Here is a 19,276-nt window from a genome sequence, read left to right on the forward strand (position 1 = left end):
AGCGTGAGGGAAACGCCCGGTTACATTCCGAACCCGGAAGCTAAGCCTCACAGCGCCGATGGTACTGCAGGGGGGACCCTGTGGGAGAGTAGGACGCCGCCGAACTCCTTTTATAGCTCTGGCTCTTGGGCAATGCGCCCAGGAGCCAGAGCTTTTTTGCGTTGAGGTAAGGTCAGGGGGCATCGTTCGCACGTTTCCCCACTGGAGGCCCCCGGGTGGAGGTCCAGGAGACCCAGGTCCAGACGGACAGGGTCCTCACCATCCCCAACATCCTCAGCATGGCGCGGCTCCTAGGTGTGCCGCTGTTCCTGTGGCTGATCCTCTGGCCGGAGTTCGGGGGCCCCAAGGCCGACGGCTGGGCGCTGCTGGTGCTGATGCTCAGCGGCATCAGTGACTATCTGGACGGCAAGCTCGCGCGGCGCTGGAACCAGATCAGCAGCCTGGGCCGGCTCCTCGACCCGGCAGCCGACCGGCTCTACATTCTCTCGACTTTGGTCGGACTGACCTGGCGCGAGATTCTGCCCATCTGGTTGACAGCAGTACTTCTCGCGCGAGAACTGGTTCTGCTGGTGATGGTGGGCATCCTCAGGCGCCACGGCTATCCGCCGCCCCAGGTGAACTTCCTGGGGAAGGCGGCTACTTTCAACTTGATGTACGCCTTCCCGTTGCTCCTGCTCAGTGACGGAAGCGGGTGGCTTGCGTCACTCGCTGCGATTTTCGGATGGGCGTTCGCCGGATGGGGTACAACGCTCTACTGGTGGGCAGGAGTCCTCTATGTGGTTCAGGTCCGCCGCCTGGTACGTGCGGACGCCACGGCCGATTGAACTCGCCCCTTGTAGCGACCCCACAGCGGCTCGATGGCCCGCGGAGCGAAAGTGCGGGACAATCTGGACGGGTGAAGTCGGCTAGACCGTCGTCTCTTTGAGGAGGACGCTTCCGACATGAAGGCCGTCGTGATGGCTGGCGGCGAAGGCACTCGCCTTCGCCCCATGACCTCAAGCATGCCCAAGCCGCTCCTGCCGGTGGCCAACCGGCCGATCATGGAGCACGTTCTGCGGCTGCTCAAAAGGCATGGGCTGAACGAGACCGTCGTTACGGTCCAGTTCCTGGCCTCTTTGGTCAAGAACTATTTCGGTGACGGCGAAGAGCTCGGAATGGAGCTCAGCTATGCCAACGAGGAGAAGCCACTCGGTACCGCGGGAAGTGTCAAGAACGCCGAAGAGGCGTTGAAGGACGACGCCTTCCTCGTCATCTCCGGCGATGCCCTCACCGACTTCGACCTCACCGAGCTGATCCGATTCCACAAGGAGAAGGGTGCGCTCGTCACCGTCTGTCTGACGCGCGTACCGAATCCACTGGAATTCGGCATCACCATCGTCGACGAGGACGGAAAGGTCGAGCGGTTCCTCGAGAAGCCGACCTGGGGACAGGTCTTCTCGGACACCGTGAACACCGGCATTTACGTCATGGAGCCCGAGGTCTTCAACTACGTCGAGGCCGATGTCCCCGTCGACTGGTCCGGCGACGTCTTCCCGCAGCTGATGAAGGAAGGCAAGCCGATCTACGGCTATGTCGCGGAGGGCTACTGGGAGGACGTAGGCACCCACGAGAGCTATGTGAAGGCGCAGGCCGACGTCCTGGAGGGCAAGGTCGACGTCGAGATCGACGGGTTCGAGATCTCGCCCGGCGTATGGGTGGCGGAAGGTGCCGAGGTGCATTCCGACGCCGTACTCCGTGGCCCGCTCTACATCGGGGACTACGCGAAGGTCGAGGCCGGCGCCGAAATCCGGGAGCACACGGTCATCGGCTCCAACGTCGTCGTGAAGACCGGGGCCTTTCTGCACAAGGCCGTCGTGCACGACAACGTGTACGTCGGCCAGCACAGCAACCTTCGGGGCTGTGTCGTCGGAAAGAACACCGACATCATGCGCGCGGCCCGGATCGAGGACGGCGCGGTCATCGGCGACGAGTGTCTCGTCGGTGAAGAATCGATCATCCAGGGCAATGTGCGGGTCTACCCGTTCAAGGTCGTCGAGGCCGGCGCCTTCGTCAACACGTCGGTGATCTGGGAATCGCGGAGCCAGGCGCATCTCTTCGGTGCGCGCGGCGTGTCGGGAATCCTGAATGTGGAGATCACGCCCGAGCTGGCCGTACGCCTCGCCGGTGCCTATGCGACGACCCTGAAGAAGGGGTCGACGGTGACGACGGCCCGTGACCACTCCCGGGGTGCCCGGGCCCTGAAGCGGGCGGTGATCAGCGCGCTCCAGGCGAGCGCCATCGACGTACGGGACCTGGAGAACGTGCCGCTGCCCGTCGCGCGGCAGCAGACCGCGCGCGGGAGTGCCGGCGGGATCATGATCCGGACGACACCCGGGGTGCCGGACTCCGTCGACATCATGTTCTTCGACGGGCAGGGCGCCGATCTGTCGCAGGGCAGCCAGCGCAAGCTGGACCGGGTGTTCTCGCGCCAGGAGTACCGGCGGGCGTTCCCCGGGGAGATCGGTGACCTGCACTTCCCGGCCAGCGTCTTCGACTCGTACACGGGTTCGTTGTTGCGGAACGTCGACACGACCGGGATCGCCGACTCCGGGCTCAAGGTCGTCGTGGACGCGTCGAACGGAAGTGCCGGCCTTGTGCTGCCGAGCCTGCTGGGCAAGCTCGGCGTCGACTCGCTGACGATCAATCCGGGTCTGGACGAGTCCCGGCCCACGGAGACCGCTGACGCGCGCCGGTCGGGGCTGGTGCGGCTCGGTGAGATCGTCGCTTCCGCGCGGGCCGCGTTCGGTGTGCGGTTCGACCCGGTGGGTGAGCGGCTGTCCCTGGTCGACGAGAAGGGGCGGATCGTCGAGGACGACCGGGCGCTGCTGGTCATGCTCGACCTGGTGGCCGCCGAGCGGCGCAGTGGCCGGGTGGCGCTGCCGGTGACGACGACGAGGATCGCCGAGCAGGTGGCCGCGTACCACGGCACTCAGGTGGAGTGGACGACCACGTCGCCCGACGACCTCACGCGGGTCGGGCGCGACGAGACCACGATCTTCGGCGGTGACGGCAAGGGCGGCTTCATCGTCCCCGAGTTCAGCAGCGTCTTCGACGGCACGGCGGCGTTCGTGCGGCTGATCGGGCTGGTGGCCAGGACGCAGCTCACCCTCAGCCAGATCGACGCGCGGATTCCGCGTGCGCACGTCCTCAAGCGGGACCTGGCGACTCCGTGGGCGGTCAAGGGGCTCGTCATGCGGCGGGTCGTGGAGGCGGCCGGAGACCGCTCCGTGGACACCACGGACGGGGTACGCGTGGTCGAGACGGACGGGCGCTGGGTGATGGTGCTGCCGGACCCGGCGGAGGCGGTCACCCATCTGTGGGCGGAGGGGCCGGACGACGCCTCCGCGCAGGCCCTGCTCGACGAGTGGTCGGCCGTGGTGGACAGCGCCGGAAGCTGAAACGGGTCCTACACGCGCGTGCCGGACATGTGTCCCCAAGGGGGCCTGTCCGGCACGCGGGTGGGGCCATTCGGAGGTACTGGTCGCGACGTGCGACGATGTGCGGCATGCCGCAGCAGCCCCCCGTTCGGAGCACTCCTCCGCGCCCCGCGCGCCCGGACGCCTCCATGTCGCTGCTCAACAACGTCATGGATCACAGCCTCGACGACGGATACGCCGAGGCGGCGGCCAGGAAGCAGGCGGCTGACGGGGGCATGCCCAAGACCTTGCGGGCCAAGCTCGGGCTCGCGGCGGGACTGGTGCTCGCCGCGCTCGTGGTGACGGTCGGCGCCGCGCAGGCCCGGGTCGCCGCTCCCGTGGTGGCGAAGGAGCGCGAGGAACTGATCGACCGGATCGATCAGGAGACCGAGGACGCGGACGCGCTAGAAGACGACGTCGAGGACCTGCGCGCCGATGTCGGCGCGCGCCAGCGCGAGGCGCTCAGGGACAGCGGCGGCGGCGACCACGGCGATCTGATGGGCATCCTGGCCGGCGCCGTGGAGGTGCACGGTCCCGGGGTGAAGCTGGTCGTGGACGATGCCAAGGGCTCCGGCACGGGCGGCGACGGGGGCCCCAGGGAGACCTCGGGCTTCTCGGACACCGGGCGGGTGCGCGACCGGGACATGCAGCGTGTGGTGAACGGGCTCTGGGAGTCGGGGGCCGAGGCGATCTCCATCAACGGGCAGCGGCTGACGGCGCTGTCGGCGATCAGGGCCGCGGGCGACGCGATACTGGTCGACAACCGGCCGCTGGTGCCGCCGTACACGGTGCTCGCGGTGGGGGACGGGGAGCGGCTCGCCGCCAGGTTCCAGGACAGCGCCGACGGGCTGTACCTGCACGCCCTTCAGGAGAACTTCGGCATCCGGACCGCGATCTCCGTGGAGGGGGATCTCCGGCTGCCCGCAGCACCCAGTGTGACCGTACGAACGGCACAGCCGACCACCGGGAAATCCGAGAAAACCGAGAAGGGCACATCGTGATCGCCGTACTGGGCCTCGTCGTGGGAGTCGTGGCCGGCCTGTTGGTCCGGCCCGAGGTTCCGGCGGTCGTCGAGCCTTATCTTCCGATCGCCGTCGTGGCGGCGCTGGACGCCGTCTTCGGTGGTCTGCGGGCCATGCTCGACGGCATCTTCGACGACAAGGTCTTCGTGGTGTCGTTCCTGTCCAACGTGGTCGTCGCCGCGCTGATCGTCTTCCTCGGCGACAAGTTGGGCGTGGGGGCGCAGCTGTCCACCGGCGTCGTGGTGGTGCTCGGCATCCGTATCTTCTCCAACGCCGCGGCCATCCGCCGGCATGTGTTCCGGGCGTGAGGCCGATGAGCGACCAGGACGAGGCGCCCGAGAACAGGCTGCGCAAGGAACTGCCCGAGGAGGTTCCCGCCACGGTGCCCGAGGCGCCGGAGGAGACCCCCGAGCCCCAGCCCGGCCTCACCGGGCGGCAGCGGCTCGCCAAGGGACTGTGGCCGCCGCGGGTCACGCGGGCCCAACTGATCGTCGCGCTGCTGCTGTTCGGCCTCGGCTTCGGCCTGGCCGTCCAGGTGGCGTCCAACAGTGACGGCGACGACGCCCTGCGCGGGGCACGTCAGGAAGATCTCGTCCGGATCCTCGATGAACTGGATGACCGTACTCAGCGTCTTGAGGACGAGAAGCAGGGACTGGAGAACCAGCGGGACGAACTGGAGAACAGTTCGAACCAGGCCGAGGAGGCCCGTCGGCAGACGGTCGAGAAGGAGAAGCAACTCGGCATCCTGGCGGGCACCGTGGCCGCGCAGGGTCCCGGCATCACGATGACCATCGACGACACGAAGGGGACGGTCGAGGCGGACATGCTGCTCGACGCCATTCAGGAGTTGCGTGCGGCCGGCGCGGAGGCGATCCAGGTGAACGGGGTACGCGTGGTGGCGGGCACGTACCTCACGGAATCGGGGAACTCCGTGAGCGTCGACGGGAACAAGATCAACGCACCCTATCGTTTCAAGGTCATCGGCAAGCCGCAGGACCTGGAGCCGGCGCTCAACATCCCTGGAGGCGTGGTGCAGACCTTGGAGAAGGAGCAGGCCACCGTGACCGTGGAGCGATCGGACAAGATCGTTGTGGACGCCTTGCGAGCCGCGGAGCGGCCTGACTACGCTCGGTCGTCATCGCGGTGAACCGGGGGTGCATGGGGGACGTCCGGCGAGGGCATGAGGTTGCGGGGGGTCGGCGCACCGAATGGGTGGTGCGTGGTGGAAACTGTCTGGTGGACAGGGACGTTGTGAAGATGTCCGGGTCGGCCGGAGTGTGCAGTCAGGGTTCGTCCTGCCCCACGGGCGGGTCTGTTTCAGTCAAGGGGAATCGCCCGTGAAGTTGTTTGCGAAGTTGTTCGGCAAGAGCGCGCGAGAGGGCAACGACAACGCCACCGCGCGTCATCGCGCGCAGCCCGACGCGGAGGGCCAGCGCCCGCTGTTCAGGGACCAGGTGGGTGGTCAGGGCGCGTCGTCGGTTGACCCTGCTCAGGCCGGAGGCATAGGTTTCGGGCAACCGTCAGCCTCAAGTGCGGGTGGAGGGTTTTCCGCCGACCCGTATGCGTCCAACGCCCCGGTGGGGCAGCCGCGGCAGGAGGATCCGTCCATGTCGGCCCTGGTGTGCACGAGGTGCGGTAACCGCAACGCGGAGAACAGCCGCTTCTGTTCCAACTGCGGTGCGCCGCTGAGGGCGGGTGCCGTCCCCGAGCGTCCGTCCGAGACCACTTCCACGATCTCCATCTCCGGTCTCGAGGCCTACGACGCCGAGGTCACGGGGCAGACGCAGGTCCCGGCGCTGTCCCCCGAGGCGCAGGCGGCCGTCGAGGCGCTCCCGCTCGGCTCCGCGCTCCTGGTGGTGCGCCGTGGTCCGAACTCGGGCAGCCGCTTCCTGCTGGACGGCGACCTCACCACGGCCGGCCGTCACCCGCAGAGCGACATCTTCCTGGACGACGTCACCGTCTCCCGCCGGCACGTGGAGTTCCGCCGGAGTCCGGACGGCTCGTTCACGGTCGCCGATGTGGGGAGCCTGAACGGCACGTACGTCAACCGCGAGCGGATCGACCAGGTCGCCCTGTCCAACGGCGACGAGGTGCAGATCGGCAAGTACCGACTGGTCTTCTACGCGAGCCAGCGGGGCTACTGACCCTCCCCGGAGTAGGTCCATGCTTCAAACACCGAGCGGCGGTGCCGGACACGGCGCCGCCGCCACGGACAACGGGCTGATGAGCATCGGCACGGTCCTGAACGCGCTGCGCGACGAGTTCCCCGAAGTCACCATCTCCAAGATCAGGTTCCTGGAGTCCGAGGGCCTCATCGAGCCGCAGCGCACCCCTTCGGGGTACCGCAAGTTCAGCGCCGGCGACATCGAGCGCCTCGGTCATGTGCTGAGGATGCAGCGGGACCACTATCTGCCCCTGAAGGTCATCAGGGAGCATCTGGACGCCATGGAGCGCGGCGAGGCCCTGCCGTTGCCGTCCCTGGCCCGTCAGCGCGACGGGGAGGACGCGGCAGAGCCCGCGGACGCCCGTACGGCGGCCCGGATCGGGCGTGCCGAGCTGATGGCCGCGGCCGAGATCGGCGAGCCGGAGCTCAAGGAGTGGGAGTCCTACGGGCTGATCGCTCCGCTGCCCGACGGGGCGTACGACGCCGAGGCGGCCACCGTGGCGGCGCTCGTCGCCGAGCTGGGGCGCTTCGGGATCGAGCCCCGGCACCTGCGGGCGATGAAGGCCGCCGCGGACCGTGAGGCCGGGCTCGTGGACCAGGTCGTCGCGCCGCTCAAGCGCCATCGCAACCCGCAGACCAGGGCGCACGCCGAGGCGCGCACCAAGGAACTGGCGGGACTCACGGTCAAACTGCACGCCGCGCTGGTGAAGACCGCGCTCGGGGTGCGGCTGCCCTGAGCGGCCTGTCCGGCGGGGCCGGATCGACGGCCCGTTTCCGGCCCGACTACCCAAACATCCCGAGCACGGCCTAGGGTTGCTGTGTGAACGAGCTCGATGTCGTAGGTGTCCGGGTCGAAATGCCCTCCAACCAACCGATCGTGCTCCTGCGCGAAGTGGGAGGCGACCGCTACCTCCCCATCTGGATCGGGCCGGGGGAGGCGACGGCCATCGCCTTCGCCCAGCAGGGCATGGCCCCCGCCCGGCCGCTGACCCACGACCTGTTCAAGGACGTGCTGGAAGCCGTCGGCCAGGAGCTCACCGAAGTGCGCATCACGGACCTGCGCGAGGGCGTCTTCTACGCCGAGCTGGTCTTCGCCAGCGGCGTCGAGGTGAGCGCGCGCCCCTCGGACGCGATAGCGCTCGCCCTGCGCACGGGTACGCCGATCTACGGCAGTGACGGCGTGCTCGACGACGCCGGCATCGCGATCCCGGACGAGCAGGAGGACGAGGTGGAGAAGTTCCGCGAGTTCCTCGACCAGATCTCGCCCGAGGACTTCGGTACCAGCAGCCAGTGAGAGACCCCTGCGACCCGGCGGACCTCGGTCCCGGCGGATGGCCGGGGGCGGCGGCGGGCCCGAAACCTCGGCAATTGCCAGCGGCGAGTGAGAGCGTCCTGCGGCCCGCTCCCAGCGCATTCGGCTAGCCTTTCCCCGCGGTTGGGTACGGGAAACCACTCCTAGGGTGATTATCACTCGGCGTGCCGAGTGTGGCGATCGTTGACGCACCCCTGGTGACTGCCTACCGTCGAGAAGGCAGGTCAAGGACGGAGGTCGGCGTGAGAAGCAGCGGCGACGGTACGGCTGGGGGTGCCCCCGGACGCGGTTTCGGGGAGAGCGGTCCGTACCCTCCCCCCGGCTCACGGTTCCGCCCGAACGGGGGGTACCCCCAACCGGGTGGCGCGGCCGAGCGCGCCCCGCAGCTGCCGGCGGCAGTGCCGAGCGGTGGAGGGGCTACGTCCATGGCGACCGAACAGATCGGCTATCGCGGCCCGACGGCCTGCGCGGCGGCCGGGATCACCTACCGGCAACTGGACTACTGGGCCCGCACCGGGCTGGTGGAGCCGAGTGTGCGGCCCGCGCACGGGTCGGGGACGCAGCGGCTGTACAGCTTTCGGGACGTCGTGGTCCTGAAGATCGTCAAGCGGTTCCTGGACACCGGGGTCTCCCTGCAGAACATCCGGACCACGGTTCAGCATCTGCGGGAGCGGGGCTTCCAGGATCTCGAGCGCATGACGCTGATGAGCGACGGCGCCACGGTCTACGAGTGCACCTCGCCCGACGAGGTGCACGCGCTGCTCCAGGGCGGCCAGGGCATCTTCGGGATCGCCGTCGGCGTGGTGTGGCGGGATGTGGAGAGCGCTCTGTCGCAACTGCACGGCGAGCGGATCGACACCGGCGAGACGCTGGTCGGCCAGAACCCCGCGGACGAGCTGGCGCGGCGGCGCAACCGGGCCGTGTGAGCGCGGGGCGCCGCGACACCCCTCGGGGCCGCCGGCCGGTGGGCCCCGTTGTCAGTGGCGTAGGGCAGCATCGGAGATGTGAGAAGCGCGCCCACGATCCTGCATCTGGACATGGATGCCTTCTTCGCCTCGGCGGAGCAGGCGTCCAAGCCCAGTCTGCGCGGGAAGCCCGTCGTGGTGGGCGGGCTGGGGCCGCGCGGTGTGGTGGCGACGGCGTCGTACGAGGCGCGGGTCTTCGGCGTCAACTCGGCGATGCCGATGGCGCAGGCGCGGCGGCTGGCTCCGAACGCCGCGTATCTCGTGCCGCGCTTCGGGTTCTACCGGTCGATCAGCGAACAGGTCATGGGGCTGCTGCGGGCGTTGTCGCCGTTGGTGGAGCCGCTCAGCCTGGACGAGGCGTTCGTCGATCTGGAGGCGGGTCAAGCGGCCTGGGACGCCGACTCGGCCCTGCTGGCGGGCGTGCGGTTGCGCGCCGACATACGGGCTGTCACGGGGCTGACGGGGTCGGTGGGGCTGGCCGCGTCCAAGATGCTGGCGAAGATCGCCTCCGAGCGGGCCAAGCCGGACGGTCTGGTGCTCATCGAGCCGGGCACCGAGCGGGCGCTGCTGGCGCCGATGTCCGTGCGGACCCTGCCGGGGGTGGGGCCGGCCACCGGGGACCATCTGCGGCGGGCGGGCATCCACACGGTCGGCGAACTCGCCGAGGCCGGCGAGGACGAGCTGGTGCGGCTGCTGGGGAAGGCGCACGGCCACGCGCTGTACGCGATGGCGCTGGCCCGTGACGAGCGGGCGGTGGTGGCCGAGCGGGAGACGAAGTCGGTGTCGGTGGAGGACACGTACGACGTCGACATCCATGACCGGGTGCGGGTGGGTGTGGAGGTGCAGCGGCTGGCCGACCGGTGTGTGCGGCGGCTGCGGGGGGCCGGACTGTCGGGGCGGACCATCGTGCTGAAGGTGCGGCGCTACGACTTCTCCACGCTGACGCGGTCCGAGACGCTGCGCGGGCCCACGGACGATCCGGCGGTGGTGCGGGAAGCGGCCGCGCGGCTGCTGGAGTCGGTGGACACCACCGGGGGTGTGCGGCTGCTGGGGGTCGGGGTCAGCGGGCTCGCCGACTACACGCAGGAGGACCTGTTCGCGCAGGCAGCGGGGGAGCTGGAGACGGCGCGCGAAACGGCGGAGGAGGGCGAGCGGGAGCCCGGCGGGCCGGGGGAGGCCGAGGTGCCGGGGGAGCGGCGGTGGCCCGCCGGCCATGACGTCAGGCACGCCGAGTACGGGCACGGCTGGGTGCAGGGCAGCGGGCTCGGGCGGGTAACGGTGCGGTTCGAGACGCCGGCCTCGGAGGTGGGGCGGGTGCGGACGTTCCGGGTGGACGATCCGGCGCTGGCGGTGGCGGAGCCGTTGCCGCTGGTGGAGGCGGAGCCCGGGGTCGGGATGGACGGTGTCGCCGTGGACGGGGCGCACGCCTGAGCCGCGGACGGCAGGACGGAACGCGTGGGCGGGGGCCCGTGTGCCACCCGTTCGGCTCGGCGGCGCGACGGCAGGGCGCGTGCGCGGGTCAGGTGTCCTTGTCCTCGGTGCCCGCCAGGTTGCCGAAGTCGTGGTCCGGGGGCGGGGGTGACGTGATGTCCAGACCGTAGTGGTGGTAGAGCTGGAGTTCCTGTTCGGGGGAGAGGTGGCGGCCCACCCCGAAGTCGGGGGCGTCCTTGATCAGGGCGCGTTCGAAGGGGACGTGCAGGGTGCCCTCGACCAGTTCGCTGGGCTCCAGGGGGACGAAGGCGTCCCTGCTGAACAGGCCGGTGCGTATGGCGGCCCACTCCGGTATGCCGGTCGCGTCGTCGAGGTAGATCTCGTCGATCGTGCCGATCTTCGTGCCGTTCTGGTCGAAGGCCTTGCGGCCGATCAGGTTGCGCGGATCGATGTCGGTCTGCACGGGCCCTCCACTTGCTCGCGAATCATCCGTAAGCACTACAAAAGAGCACATCGGGTGAGGCGGCCACTCGAACGCCTGGACGTTGACCTCGCTGGTACGCTTCAAGCGGCTGCTGACCCCGTGCGGGAGAGTCCTTCGGACACCATCCGGAGGCGCCGAAGGAGCAAATCCTCCCCGGAATCTCTCAGGCCCACGTACCGCACGGACGAGGTCACTCTGGAAAGCAGAGCGGGTGTCGACGGTGTCCGCTCTCACCGACGGTGAAAGCCGGGTGCCCTTCGGGACCCCGGTGAAGCTCTCAGGTTGAGATGACAGAGGGGGAGGCCGTCCGGGTACCCGTGCCGTGGTGCCCCCCACCGGTCGCGTCAGACCAGGAGGCCTCCGCAATGACCGCCCACCGCATTCCTCTCTCCGAGCTCGAGTCGGGCATCCCCTTCGAGCAGCGTCACATCGGACCTGACCAGGAAGCCCGGGCCAAGATGCTCGCCCAGGTCGGATACGGCTCGCTGGACGAGCTCACCGCCGCCGCGGTACCGGATGTGATCAAGAACGCCGACTCGCTCGCGCTGCCGGGCGCCCGGACCGAGGCCGAGGTGCTCGCCGAGCTGCGGTCGCTCGCCGACCGCAACCAGGTGCTCGACTCCATGATCGGGCTCGGCTACTACGGCACCTTCACCCCGCCGGTGATCCTGCGCAACGTGATGGAGAACCCGTCCTGGTACACGGCCTACACGCCGTACCAGCCGGAGATCTCGCAGGGGCGCCTGGAGGCGCTGCTGAACTTCCAGACGATGGTCGCCGAGCTCACCGGGCTGCCCACCTCCGGGGCCTCGCTGCTCGACGAGGGGACGGCCGCCGCCGAGGCCATGGCGCTGTCCCGGCGCATGGGCAGGAACAAGAAGGGCCTGTTCCTGATCGACGCGGACGCGCTGCCGCAGACCATCGCGGTGATCGAGACGCGCGCCGAGCCGACCGGCGTCGAGGTCGTCGTCGCCGACCTCAGCGACGGCATCCCGGCCGAGATCGCCGCGCGTGAGATCAACGGCGTGCTGATCCAGTACCCGGGCGCCTCCGGTGCCGTGCGGGACATCAAGCCCGTCATCGAGCAGGCCCACGGACTCGGCGCGCTCGTCACCGTCGCCGCCGACCTGCTCGCCCTGACGCTGCTGACCTCGCCGGGTGCGCTCGGCGCGGACATCGCCGTCGGCACCACGCAGCGGTTCGGTGTCCCCATGGGCTTCGGCGGCCCGCACGCCGGTTACATGGCCGTCCACGAGAAGTTCGCGCGCAGCCTGCCCGGACGGCTCGTCGGGGTCTCCGTGGACGCAGACGGCAACAAGGCGTACCGGCTGGCGCTGCAGACGCGTGAGCAGCACATCCGCCGGGAGAAGGCGACCAGCAACATCTGCACCGCGCAGGTGCTGCTCGCCGTCATGGCCGGCATGTACGCCGTCTACCACGGGCCCGAGGGCCTCAAGGGCATCGCCCGGCGCGTCCACCGGTACGCCGCGATCCTTGCCGCCGGGCTCACCGCGGGCGGGGTCGAGGTCGTGCACGGCGCCTACTTCGACACCGTCACCGCGCGGGTGCCCGGACGGGCCGCCGAGGTCGTCGCCGCGGCCCGCGACAACGGCGTCAACCTGCACCTCGTCGACGCCGACCACGTCTCCGCGGCCTGCGACGAGACCACCGGCCGGGCCCAGCTCGCCGCCGTGTGGAGCGCCTTCGGGGTCGAGGGCGACGTCGAGGCGCTGGACGCGGCCGCCGCCGACGCGCTGCCCGAGGGCCTGGTGCGCGAGGACGCGTTCCTCACCCACCCGGTCTTCCACCAGCACCGCTCCGAGACGGCCATGCTGCGCTACCTGCGCCGGCTCGCCGACCGTGACTACGCGCTGGACCGCGGCATGATCCCGCTGGGCTCCTGCACCATGAAGCTCAACGCGACGACCGAGATGGAGCCGGTCACCTGGCCCGAGTTCGGGCAGCTGCACCCCTTCGCGCCCGAGGAGCAGGCCGGGGGCTACCTCACGCTCATCCGCGAGCTGGAGGACCGCCTCGCCGAGGTCACCGGGTACGACAGGGTCAGCCTCCAGCCGAACGCCGGCTCGCAGGGCGAACTGGCCGGACTGCTGGCCGTGCGCGGCTACCACCGCGCCAACGGCGACCTGCAGCGCACCGTCTGCCTGATCCCGTCCTCCGCGCACGGCACCAACGCGGCCAGCGCCGTGATGGCCGGCATGAAGGTCGTCGTGGTCAGGACCGCCGAGGACGGCGAGATCGACGTCGAGGACCTGCGGGCCAAGATCGAGCAGTACCGGGACGAGCTGTCGGTGCTGATGATCACGTACCCGTCGACGCACGGTGTGTTCGAGGAGCACGTGGCGGACATCTGCGCCCAGGTGCACGAGGCCGGCGGGCAGGTCTACGTCGACGGGGCCAACCTCAACGCGCTCGTGGGGCTGGCCAAGCCCGGCCACTTCGGCGGCGACGTCTCGCACCTCAACCTGCACAAGACCTTCTGCATCCCGCACGGCGGCGGCGGTCCGGGCGTCGGTCCGGTGGGTGTGCGGGCGCACCTGGCGCCGTATCTGCCGAACCACCCCATGCAGCCGAGCGCCGGGCCCGAGACCGGGGTCGGGCCGATCTCGGCGGCGCCGTGGGGTTCCGCGGGCATCCTGCCGATCTCGTGGTCGTACGTGCGGCTGATGGGCGGCGAGGGGCTCAAGCGGGCCACGCAGGTCGCGGTGCTCAGCGCCAACTACATCGCCAAGCGGCTGGAGCCGCACTTCCCGGTGCTCTACACCGGTCCGGGCGGGCTGGTCGCGCACGAGTGCATCATCGACCTGCGGCCGCTGACCAAGGCGACCGGCGTCAGCGTCGACGACGTGGCCAAGCGCCTGATCGACTACGGCTTCCACGCGCCGACGATGTCCTTCCCGGTGGCCGGCACGCTGATGATCGAGCCGACCGAGTCCGAGGACCTGATCGAGCTGGACCGTTTCTGCGAGGCGATGATCGCCATTCGCGGGGAGATCGAGAAGGTCGGCTCCGGCGAGTGGGCCGAGGACGACAACCCGCTGCGCAACGCCCCGCACACCGCCGCTTCGCTGGGCGGGGCGTGGGAGCACGGGTACAGCCGTGAGGACGCCGTCTTCCCGGCCGGGGTCTCGGCGGCCGACAAGTACTGGCCGCCGGTGCGCCGGATCGACCAGGCCTTCGGTGACCGCAACCTCGTGTGCTCCTGCCCGCCGCTGGACGCCTACGAGGACTGATCGGCGGTAGTCGAAGTCGAGTGAAGGGCTCCGCCCGGGCTGTTGTGGCCCGGGCGGAGCCCTTTTCGTGTCAGGGGGTGGCCAGGGAGACCTCGGTCGACTTGATCAGGGCGACGACGGGGGTGCCGGGGGTCAGGCCCAGTTCGGTGGCCGCGTCGGTGGTGATGGCGGAGGTGAGTTCGCCGCCGGTCGTCGTGATGCGCACGGTGGTCATCGCGCCGCCCGTGGCGATCCCGCTCACCGTGCCCGGGAGTTGGTTGCGGATCGACAGGCCCGTCACGGGGGCCGTGGCCAGGGAGACCTCCGTCGACTTCACCAGGGCGCGGACCTTCGAGCCCGGGGTGAGGGAGAGGTCCTCGGCCGCCTCCCGGGTGATCGCGGCGGTGAGGTGGTGACCTCCGGGGAGGTCCACCCCGACCGTCGCCATGACCTCGCCGGGGGTGACGGCGGTGACGGTGCCGGGCAGCTGGTTGCGGATGCTCAGGGGCATGGGGCGCCTCGCCTTCGGGCGGAACGGGGGCGTCCCACGGTAGTCGGGTGGGGGTTTTGATCCCGGTATGTACGCGAGTGTGCGTCGCCGGGTGTCAGGTGCGGTCGATGTGTACGTTTGTCGACTTCACCCGGGCCGTGGCCTCCATGCCGACCTCCAGTCCCAGCTCCTCCACGGCCTCGCGGGTCAGCAGCGACACCAGTCGGTGGGGGCCCGCCTGGATCTCCACCTGCGCCGCCACGTCGCCAAGTTTGATCGCGGTGACGATGCCGGGAAAGGCGTTGCGGACGGAGGTGTACGAGGTCTCCTCGTCGGGCGTGGCGGACGCTTTGGCCAGTTCCACCGAGAACGCGGCCAGGTCCCGTCCGTCGATGAGGCGCCGGCCGCTGTCGTCGCGGTGGGTGGCCACCCGGCCCGCGTCCGCCCAGCGGCGGGCGGTGTCGGGGCTGACGCCGAGGAGTCGTGCGGCCTGGCCGATGGTGTAGGACTGCATGCCGGTCACGATAGGGCGTCGGCCCGGCGGCCCCCGCGCGAGGACGCACCGCGGACCGGGGCCGTGGGGGAGTGGGGGCGGCCTTGCCCCTGGTCAGCGGTCGTGTGACGGAGTGGGCGGCGGTGCCGTAAGAGACCCGTCAAAGGCGAGCCCTGCTCCGTAAGGGAGCCGTCAACGGCGGTCGTTTCCGGTCACAGCAGAGGTTTCCTTCAATCGTCCCTCTCCGACCGAACCTCACACTCCAGGAGCTCACGATGGCCGATCTGGCCTTCGTCGTCACCACGATCGCGGCTGTCGCGCTGGTGGTCCTCGTCGCCAAGGGGGTGGCGAAGCTGTGACCGCCGAGAACATCGTCGGCCTGGTGGTCGCCGTCGCCCTGCTGGGCTATCTCGTCCTCGCCCTTGTCTTCCCGGAGAGGTTCTGAGAACAGCCATGGGTCCCGTACTCGCCGGCGTCCTCCAGCTGACCGCACTCATAGCGGCGCTGGCGCTCGCCCACGTCCCCCTCGGCAACCACATGGCCAGGGTGTACACCTCCGACCGGCACTGGCGGGTGGAGAGGTGGATCTACAAGGGGATCGGAGCCGACCCCGACACCCGCATGCGCTGGCCCGCGTATCTGCGCGGGGTGCTCGCCTTCTCCGTGGTCGGCATCCTCTTCCTCTACGCGCTCCAGCGGCTCCAGGGCGTCCTGCCCGGCTCCCTGGGCTTCGCCTCGATCGACCCGGACCAGGCGTTCAACACGGCCGTGTCGTTCGTGACCAACACCAACTGGCAGTCGTACTACGGCGAGCAGGCCATGGGCCACGTCGTGCAGACCGCCGGCCTCGCCGTGCAGAACTTCGTCTCCGCGGCCGTCGGCATCGCCGTCGCGGTCGCCCTCGTCCGGGGCTTCGCAGGCTCCCGCACCGGTGAACTCGGCAACTTCTGGGCCGATCTGGTGCGCGGCACCGTCCGCATCCTGGTGCCCCTCGCGGCCGTGGCCGCGGTCGTGCTCGTCGCCTGCGGTGTCATCCAGAACTTCGCCGGAATCCACGGGGTCGGCCAGTTCACGGGCGGCACGCAGGAGTGGAACGGCGGCGCGGTCGCCTCCCAGGAGGCCATCAAGGAGCTGGGCACCAACGGCGGCGGCTACTTCAACGCCAACAGCGCCCACCCCTTCGAGAACCCCACCCCCTTCTCCAACCTGTTCGAGATCTTCCTGATCCTGGTCATCCCCTTCTCCCTGACCCGCACCTTCGGTCTGATGGTCGGCTCGGTGAAGCAGGGGTACGCGATCCTCGCCACGATGGGCTCCATCTGGCTCGGCTTCACCGCCCTGATGATGTGGACCGAGTTCACGCACCACGGCCCGGCGTTCGAGCTGGCGAACGGGGCGATGGAGGGCAAGGAACTCCGCTTCGGCATCGGCGGCTCCTCGATCTTCGCCGTCTCGACCACGCTCACCTCCACCGGCGCGGTCGACTCCTTCCACTCCTCCTTCACCGGCCTCGGCGGCGGCATCACCATGCTCGGCATGATGCTGGGCGAGATCGCGCCCGGCGGCACCGGCTCCGGCCTCTACGGCATGCTGATCATGGCGATCATCGCGGTGTTCATCGCCGGTCTGATGGTCGGACGGACGCCCGAGTACCTCGGCAAGAAGATCGGCACCCGCGAGATCAAGCTGGCCGCCTGCTACATCCTCGTCACCCCGGCGCTGGTGCTCGTCTTCACCGCCCTCGCGATGGCGCTGCCCACCCCGGCGAACTCGATGACCAACAGCGGGGCGCACGGATTCTCCGAGATCCTCTACGCCTATACGTCCGCCTCGAACAACAACGGCTCGGCCTTCGCCGGTCTGAACGCGGACACGCAGTGGTTCAACAGCACCCTCGGCCTGTGCATGCTCTTCGGCCGGTTCCTGCCGATGGTGTTCGTGCTGGCGCTGGCCGGCTCGCTCGCCGGGCAGCGGCCGGTCCCCGTCACGGCGGGCACCCTGCGCACCGAGAAGCCGCTGTTCACCGGTCTGCTGGTGGGGGCGATCCTCATCATCACCGGGCTGACCTACTTCCCGGCCCTCGCACTGGGCCCGCTCGCCGAAGGGCTGGCGTGATGACCACCGACGTACAGAAACAGGACGCCATGTCCACTCCCACCCTGGCGCCCCACCCCGACGCGCCCACCGGGCACAAGCCCTCCGAAGGCCGTGTCGGCGGGGGCCTGTTCGACCCCGGGCAACTGGTCAGGTCGCTGCCGGACGCCTTCCGCAAGCTCGATCCGCGGGTGATGGTCAAGTCCCCGGTGATGTTCGTGGTGCTGGTGGGGTCCGTGCTGACGACCCTGTTCTCCTTCGGGGACCCGGGCGACTGGTTCGGCTGGACGATCAGCGCCTGGCTGTGGCTGACGGTGATCTTCGCCAACCTGGCCGAGGCGGTCGCCGAGGGGCGGGGCAAGGCGCAGGCGGACACCCTGCGCAAGGCCAAGACCGACACCGTGGCCCGTCGGGCGGACGGCTCCGTGGTCGCCGGCACCGAGCTGAGCATCGGCGACCTGGTCGTCTGCGAGGCCGGCGACATCGTCCCCGGCGACGGTGACGTCGTCGAGGGCGTCGCCTCCGTCGACGAGTCGGCGATCACCGGTGAGTCGGCGCCCGTCATCCGGGAGTCCGGCGGCGACCGGTCCGCGGTCACCGGCGGCACGAAGGTCCTCTCCGACCGCATCGTCATCAGGATCACGACGAAGCCGGGGGAGACCTTCATCGACCGGATGATCAACCTGGTCGAGGGCGCGGCCCGGCAGAGGACGCCGAACGAGATCGCGCTGAACATCCTCCTCGCCTCGCTGACCATCGTGTTCCTGCTGGCCGTGGCGACCCTGCCGCCGTTCGCCGAGTATGCGGGCGCCGACCTGACCATGGTCGTCCTCGTCGCCCTGCTGGTCTGCCTCATCCCGACCACCATCGGCGCCCTGCTCTCCGCCATCGGCATCGCGGGCATGGACCGGCTGGTCCAGCGCAACGTGCTCGCGATGTCCGGGCGAGCGGTCGAGGCGGCCGGTGACGTCTCCACCCTGCTGCTCGACAAGACCGGCACCATCACCCTCGGCAACCGCCAGGCCGCCGAGTTCGTCCCGGTGCGCGGGACCACGGAGGCCGAGCTGGCCGACGCGGCCCAGCTCTCCTCGCTGGCCGACGAGACCCCGGAGGGGCGTTCCGTCGTCGTGCTGGCCAAGGAGAGGTACGGTCTGCGCGAGCGGCCCCGGGGCGAACTCGCCGGCGCGACCTGGACGGCCTTCACCGCCCAGACCCGGATGTCGGGCGTGGACGTCGACGGGCGCATGATCCGCAAGGGCGCGGCCGGTTCGGTCATCGCCTGGGTCGAGGAGCGGGGCGGCCGGGTCGCGGACGACGCCGCGGCGCTCGCCGACCGGATCGCCGAGGCCGGCGGAACACCGCTGCTCGTCGCCGTCGAGGACGGAGCCGGGGCCCGGGTCCTGGGCGTCGTCCACCTCAAGGACGTCGTCAAGGACGGCATGCGGGAGCGGTTCGACGAACTGCGCCGCATGGGCATCAGGACCGTCATGATCACGGGTGACAACCCGCTGACGGCCAAGGCGATCGCCGAGGAGGCGGGCGTCGACGACTTCCTCGCGGAGGCGACTCCCGAGGACAAGATGGCGCTCATCAAGCGGGAGCAGGCCGGCGGGAAGCTGGTCGCGATGACCGGCGACGGCACCAACGACGCTCCCGCGCTCGCGCAGGCGGACGTCGGCGTGGCCATGAACACCGGTACGTCGGCCGCGAAGGAGGCCGGCAACATGGTCGACCTCGACTCCGACCCGACCAAGCTGATCGAGATCGTCGAGATCGGCAAGCAGTTGCTGATCACGCGGGGCGCGCTGACGACCTTCTCCATCGCCAACGACGTCGCGAAGTACTTCGCGATCATCCCGGCGCTGTTCGCGGCCGTCCACCCGGGCCTGGACAAGCTCAACATCATGAACCTGTCCTCGCCCGACTCCGCGATCCTGTCGGCGGTCGTCTTCAACGCGCTGATCATCGTCGCCCTGGTGCCGCTCGCCCTGAAGGGCGTCCGGTACCGCCCGACGAGCGCGGACCGGATGCTCCGCCGCAACCTCGGGATCTACGGCCTCGGCGGTCTGGTCGCGCCCTTCATCGGCATCAAGGCCATCGACATGCTTCTCTCCCTCATCCCCGGAATCGGCTGAC

Annotated in this window: 17 protein-coding genes, 1 rRNA gene and 1 riboswitch; of the genes, 15 read left to right on the plus strand and 3 right to left on the minus strand. The window is 69.7% G+C overall.

All coding sequences use genetic code 11. The features are described 5' to 3' along the window. The 11 genes from rrf to ABT296_RS19635 all read left to right on the plus strand — a co-directional run. Nucleotides 1-105, plus strand: a 5S ribosomal RNA gene (rrf, locus tag ABT296_RS19585); the annotation flags it as partial. A gap of 110 nt (nt 106-215) precedes the next feature. Next, entirely contained in the window at nt 216-824 is a 609-nt protein-coding gene (gene clsA, locus ABT296_RS19590) for a cardiolipin synthase ClsA (RefSeq protein WP_351928921.1), read from the plus strand. A 117-nt stretch (nt 825-941) separates the two neighbouring features. Then, entirely contained in the window at nt 942-3,437 is a 2,496-nt protein-coding gene (locus tag ABT296_RS19595) for a sugar phosphate nucleotidyltransferase (RefSeq protein WP_351928922.1), read from the plus strand. Between the two features lie 98 nt (nt 3,438-3,535). Continuing rightward, nucleotides 3,536-4,456: a DUF881 domain-containing protein gene (locus tag ABT296_RS19600; RefSeq protein WP_351928923.1), complete on the plus strand. Its 921-nt coding sequence runs from the start codon at nt 3,536-3,538 to the stop codon at nt 4,454-4,456. After that, the gene (locus ABT296_RS19605) at nt 4,453-4,785 is read left to right on the plus strand and encodes a small basic family protein (RefSeq protein WP_003988855.1); all 333 of its coding nucleotides are present in this window, start codon (nt 4,453-4,455) and stop codon (nt 4,783-4,785) included. The genes ABT296_RS19600 and ABT296_RS19605 overlap by 4 nt, the downstream gene beginning before the upstream one ends. A 5-nt stretch (nt 4,786-4,790) precedes the next feature. Next, complete coding sequence (locus tag ABT296_RS19610) at nt 4,791-5,624, plus strand: DUF881 domain-containing protein (protein ID WP_351928925.1); 834 nt, start codon at nt 4,791-4,793, stop codon at nt 5,622-5,624. Nucleotides 5,625-5,685: 61 nt separating this feature from the next. Further along, on the plus strand, nt 5,686-6,621 hold the full coding sequence (locus ABT296_RS19615; protein WP_351928927.1) for a zinc-ribbon and FHA domain-containing protein: 936 nt from the start codon (nt 5,686-5,688) through the stop codon (nt 6,619-6,621). A 19-nt stretch (nt 6,622-6,640) separates the two neighbouring features. Then, complete coding sequence (gene ftsR / locus ABT296_RS19620; RefSeq protein ID WP_351928929.1) at nt 6,641-7,378, plus strand: transcriptional regulator FtsR; 738 nt, start codon at nt 6,641-6,643, stop codon at nt 7,376-7,378. A gap of 83 nt (nt 7,379-7,461) precedes the next feature. Continuing rightward, complete coding sequence (locus tag ABT296_RS19625; RefSeq protein ID WP_004002801.1) at nt 7,462-7,935, plus strand: bifunctional nuclease family protein; 474 nt, start codon at nt 7,462-7,464, stop codon at nt 7,933-7,935. 260 nt (nt 7,936-8,195) lie between these two features. After that, nucleotides 8,196-8,879, plus strand: coding sequence for a MerR family transcriptional regulator (locus ABT296_RS19630; protein WP_351928931.1), 684 nt, complete (start codon nt 8,196-8,198; stop codon nt 8,877-8,879). A gap of 78 nt (nt 8,880-8,957) precedes the next feature. Continuing rightward, nucleotides 8,958-10,349 (plus strand): DNA polymerase IV, encoded by a 1,392-nt coding sequence (locus ABT296_RS19635; protein ID WP_351928933.1) that lies wholly within the window; start codon nt 8,958-8,960, stop codon nt 10,347-10,349. 88 nt (nt 10,350-10,437) lie between these two features. On the opposite strand, the gene ABT296_RS19640 is transcribed toward ABT296_RS19635, so the two are convergent. Next, a complete protein-coding gene (locus ABT296_RS19640) occupies nt 10,438-10,812 on the minus strand; it encodes a PRC-barrel domain-containing protein (protein WP_351928935.1) in 375 nt (124 codons plus the stop codon). Between the two features lie 113 nt (nt 10,813-10,925). Next, nucleotides 10,926-11,022, plus strand: a riboswitch (glycine riboswitch). Nucleotides 11,023-11,198: 176 nt separating this feature from the next. Between ABT296_RS19640 and gcvP the strand changes: the two genes are divergently transcribed. Beyond that, a complete protein-coding gene (gene gcvP, locus ABT296_RS19645; RefSeq protein WP_351928937.1) occupies nt 11,199-14,084 on the plus strand; it encodes an aminomethyl-transferring glycine dehydrogenase in 2,886 nt (961 codons plus the stop codon). Between the two features lie 70 nt (nt 14,085-14,154). Here gcvP and ABT296_RS19650 read toward each other — a convergent pair whose 3' ends face one another. Then, entirely contained in the window at nt 14,155-14,574 is a 420-nt protein-coding gene (locus ABT296_RS19650; protein WP_351928939.1) for a TOBE domain-containing protein, read from the minus strand. Nucleotides 14,575-14,668: 94 nt separating this feature from the next. Then, nucleotides 14,669-15,067 carry a TOBE domain-containing protein gene (locus tag ABT296_RS19655; RefSeq protein WP_351928941.1) on the minus strand — a complete coding sequence of 133 codons (399 nt, stop codon included), beginning with the start codon at nt 15,065-15,067 and terminating at the stop codon, nt 14,669-14,671. A 334-nt stretch (nt 15,068-15,401) separates the two neighbouring features. Between ABT296_RS19655 and kdpF the strand changes: the two genes are divergently transcribed. The 3 genes from kdpF to kdpB are packed head-to-tail and all read left to right on the plus strand — an operon-like array spanning nt 15,402 to nt 19,275. Continuing rightward, nucleotides 15,402-15,491 carry a K(+)-transporting ATPase subunit F gene (gene kdpF / locus ABT296_RS19660; RefSeq protein WP_033264828.1) on the plus strand — a complete coding sequence of 30 codons (90 nt, stop codon included), beginning with the start codon at nt 15,402-15,404 and terminating at the stop codon, nt 15,489-15,491. An 8-nt stretch (nt 15,492-15,499) separates the two neighbouring features. Further along, the gene (gene kdpA / locus ABT296_RS19665) at nt 15,500-17,161 is read left to right on the plus strand and encodes a potassium-transporting ATPase subunit KdpA (protein WP_351928943.1); all 1,662 of its coding nucleotides are present in this window, start codon (nt 15,500-15,502) and stop codon (nt 17,159-17,161) included. Further along, a complete protein-coding gene (gene kdpB, locus ABT296_RS19670; protein ID WP_351928945.1) occupies nt 17,161-19,275 on the plus strand; it encodes a potassium-transporting ATPase subunit KdpB in 2,115 nt (704 codons plus the stop codon). The genes kdpA and kdpB overlap by 1 nt, the downstream gene beginning before the upstream one ends. The last annotated feature ends 1 nt before the right edge of the window (nt 19,276 follow it).

The sequence above is a fragment of the Streptomyces sp. NPDC000983 genome (assembly GCF_040299205.1).
Lineage (GTDB): Bacteria > Actinomycetota > Actinomycetes > Streptomycetales > Streptomycetaceae > Streptomyces.

What these genes read in the sequence shown, in the direction of transcription:
- ABT296_RS19595 (WP_351928922.1), top strand. Translation starts at nt 942, where the DNA reads ATGAAGGCCGTCGTGATGGCTGGCGGCGAAGGCACTCGCCTTCGCCCC.
- ABT296_RS19600 (WP_351928923.1), top strand. Translation starts at nt 3,536, where the DNA reads ATGTGCGGCATGCCGCAGCAGCCCCCCGTTCGGAGCACTCCTCCGCGC.
- ABT296_RS19610 (WP_351928925.1), top strand. Translation starts at nt 4,791, where the DNA reads ATGAGCGACCAGGACGAGGCGCCCGAGAACAGGCTGCGCAAGGAACTG.
- ABT296_RS19615 (WP_351928927.1), top strand. Translation starts at nt 5,686, where the DNA reads ATGGGTGGTGCGTGGTGGAAACTGTCTGGTGGACAGGGACGTTGTGAA.
- ftsR (WP_351928929.1), top strand. Translation starts at nt 6,641, where the DNA reads ATGCTTCAAACACCGAGCGGCGGTGCCGGACACGGCGCCGCCGCCACG.
- gcvP (WP_351928937.1), top strand. Translation starts at nt 11,199, where the DNA reads ATGACCGCCCACCGCATTCCTCTCTCCGAGCTCGAGTCGGGCATCCCC.
- ABT296_RS19650 (WP_351928939.1), bottom strand. Translation starts at nt 14,574, where the DNA reads ATGCCCCTGAGCATCCGCAACCAGCTGCCCGGCACCGTCACCGCCGTC.
- ABT296_RS19655 (WP_351928941.1), bottom strand. Translation starts at nt 15,067, where the DNA reads ATGCAGTCCTACACCATCGGCCAGGCCGCACGACTCCTCGGCGTCAGC.
- kdpA (WP_351928943.1), top strand. Translation starts at nt 15,500, where the DNA reads ATGGGTCCCGTACTCGCCGGCGTCCTCCAGCTGACCGCACTCATAGCG.
- kdpB (WP_351928945.1), top strand. Translation starts at nt 17,161, where the DNA reads ATGACCACCGACGTACAGAAACAGGACGCCATGTCCACTCCCACCCTG.